This window comes from Pseudomonas sp. K5002 (assembly GCF_013386655.1).
Lineage (GTDB): Bacteria > Pseudomonadota > Gammaproteobacteria > Pseudomonadales > Pseudomonadaceae > Aquipseudomonas.
The window spans coordinates 1-2107 of the sequence record NZ_JACARK010000652.1 but is presented as its reverse complement, the minus strand read 5'-3'; the positions used below and the strand labels follow the sequence as shown (position 1 = coordinate 2107).

Below are 2107 nucleotides of genomic sequence, written 5' to 3'. Positions count from 1 at the left end.
GCGCGTCGGCGTTGCTCGGCTGCATTCAGTTTGGTGTGGCCGCAGGCGCAGCGTCGTTGGTCGGCGTGCTGCACGACGGCACGGCGATGCCGATGGCAATGGTCATCAGCTTGTGTGGCGTATTGGCCGTAACGTTCGCGATGCTGACCCGGCGCCTGCAGCGCCAACGGGCACTGCAAGCGGCGGACTGATCAGGATCAGCCAGCAGAACGCTGCTGGCTTTCGGGGAATCGGTGAGGCGCCTGGATACGGGTTTGCAGGGTGTCGGCAAACGCGCGGGCCTCGGCCTCACTGCGGAAGGTAAAGGCGTTCTGGTCGAGACGGACCTGCCATTTGTTGCCTTCGGATCTTGCTAGCGCTTTTATCAGGATCTTCATTGCTGACTTCCTCACGTAAATTGCGTGGCAAAGGCGGCCAATATAAACCCGAATACGCTCACAAATATGACAAGGATCAAGTCTCTGACTAGCGGTGTCGTCCATTACTCACATGAATAACAGACGACACTGACAGAACCTTTCGTTAGAACCCTTCCAGCACGATCTTGCCCTTGGCCTTGCCGCTTTCCAGCAGTTCGTGGGCGCGGCGCAGGTTGGCCGCGTTGATCACGCCAAAGTGCTCGCCCACGGTGGTTTTCAGAGTACCGGCGTCGATCAGTTCGGCGACGCGATTGAGCAGGTTGTGCTGCTCGATCATGTCGCTGGTCTCGAACATCGAACGGGTGTACATGAACTCCCAATGCAGCGACAGGCTCTTGCGCTTGAGCTTGCTGACGTCCAATGCCTTGGGATCGTCGATCAGCGCCAGTTTGCCCTGGGGAATCAGCGCTTCCACCAGTTGGTCCAGGTGCTGGTCGGTCTGGGTCAGGCTGGCGACGTAGTTCACCTGCGGATGGCCGGCGTTTTTCAGCTCTTCGCTCAACGGTTTGCTGTGGTCGATCACCAGGTCGGCGCCCAAGTCCTTGGCCCATGCCTGGGTTTCAGGACGGGAGGCGGTGCCGATGACTTTCAGGCCGGTGAGCTGTTTCGCCAGTTGGGTCAGGATCGATCCCACACCACCCGAAGCACCGACAATCAGCAGGCTCTGGCCTTCATCGGCCTTGCCTTCACGCACTTGCAGGCGTTCGAAGAGCAATTCCCAGGCGGTGATGGCGGTCAGCGGCAGTGCAGCAGCGTCGGCAAAACCCAGGGTTTTCGGCATATGGCCGACGATGCGCTCATCGACAGTGTGCAGTTCGCTGTTGCCGCCGGGGCGTACCAGGGAGCCGGCGTAGAACACCTTGTCGCCGACCTTGAACAGGCTGACTTCGCTGCCCACGGCCTTGACCACACCGGCCACGTCCCAGCCCAGCACTTTGGCCGCGCCGTTTTCCGGGGCGACGTTCTGGCGCACCTTGGTGTCCACCGGGTTCACCGAGATGGCTTTGACTTCCACCAGCAGGTCGCGGGGGCCGGCGACCGGTTCGGGCAGTTCGATGTCTTGCAGGGATTTTGGATCGTTGATCGGCAGTGCGGCGTAGTAGGCGATGGCTTTCATGATGGTTTCCAAAAAAGGGGGCGGTTGATCAGGCAATAAACTTCAGGCGCTTGAGTTCGAAATGCTCAAGCACGTCGGCAGCCTTGGTGCGGAAATTCTGGATATGCGCGCTCTGGTCGTGGTCGGCCAGCGCGGCGTCGTCACTCCAGCGTTCGAGCATGTAGAAGGTCTCGGGGTGTTGCAGGTCTTGGTGCAGGTCGTACTGCTGGCAGCCGGCTTCGATGCGGGTCGGTTCCAGCAGCTCGCGCAGCAGGGTTTCCAGGGTGGCCTGTTGGCCGGGTTTGGCGATCAGCGTGGCGATGACGTTAAAGGCAGCAGACATATTCGACTCCAGACACGTGATGAACGGGATGGACAGATGATTGGCTATTTCTCTGGAAGATAAAACCCGCTAAAAGAGCAGTCTCTTTCAATGCTTTTTTGATAATGGGCGGTCGGCGTGCTGCGTTTTGATGACTTGCAGTTGTTTGTGCGTGCGGCAGACCTGGGCAGCCTTTCGGCGGCAGCACGGGTGATGGACATGTCGGCGGCGGTGGCCAGCGCGGCGTTGAAGCGCATCGAGCAGCAGTTG

General features: G+C 59.7%; 4 protein-coding genes and 1 pseudogene. 2 read left to right on the top strand and 3 right to left on the bottom strand.

Features of this window, described 5'->3' with window-relative positions; all coding sequences use genetic code 11:
• Positions 1-191: pseudogene (locus tag HX846_RS25560) on the top strand (Bcr/CflA family drug resistance efflux transporter); the annotation flags it as partial.
• A gap of 6 nt (positions 192-197) precedes the next feature.
• Here the strand turns inward: HX846_RS25560 and HX846_RS25555 are convergent.
• The 3 genes from HX846_RS25555 to HX846_RS25545 form a co-directional block, all read right to left on the bottom strand.
• The gene (locus HX846_RS25555; protein WP_003211153.1) at positions 198-377 is read right to left on the bottom strand and encodes a hypothetical protein; all 180 of its coding nucleotides are present in this window, start codon (positions 375-377) and stop codon (positions 198-200) included.
• A gap of 145 nt (positions 378-522) precedes the next feature.
• Complete coding sequence (locus HX846_RS25550) at positions 523-1536, bottom strand: zinc-binding alcohol dehydrogenase family protein (RefSeq protein WP_003211156.1); 1014 nt, start codon at positions 1534-1536, stop codon at positions 523-525.
• 28 nt (positions 1537-1564) lie between these two features.
• On the bottom strand, positions 1565-1858 hold the full coding sequence (locus HX846_RS25545) for a putative quinol monooxygenase (protein ID WP_003211158.1): 294 nt from the start codon (positions 1856-1858) through the stop codon (positions 1565-1567).
• A gap of 117 nt (positions 1859-1975) precedes the next feature.
• On the opposite strand from HX846_RS25545, the gene HX846_RS25540 reads away from it, so the two are divergent.
• Positions 1976-2107: LysR family transcriptional regulator (locus HX846_RS25540; RefSeq protein ID WP_178966334.1), on the top strand; the 132-nt coding region annotated here is incomplete at its 3' end.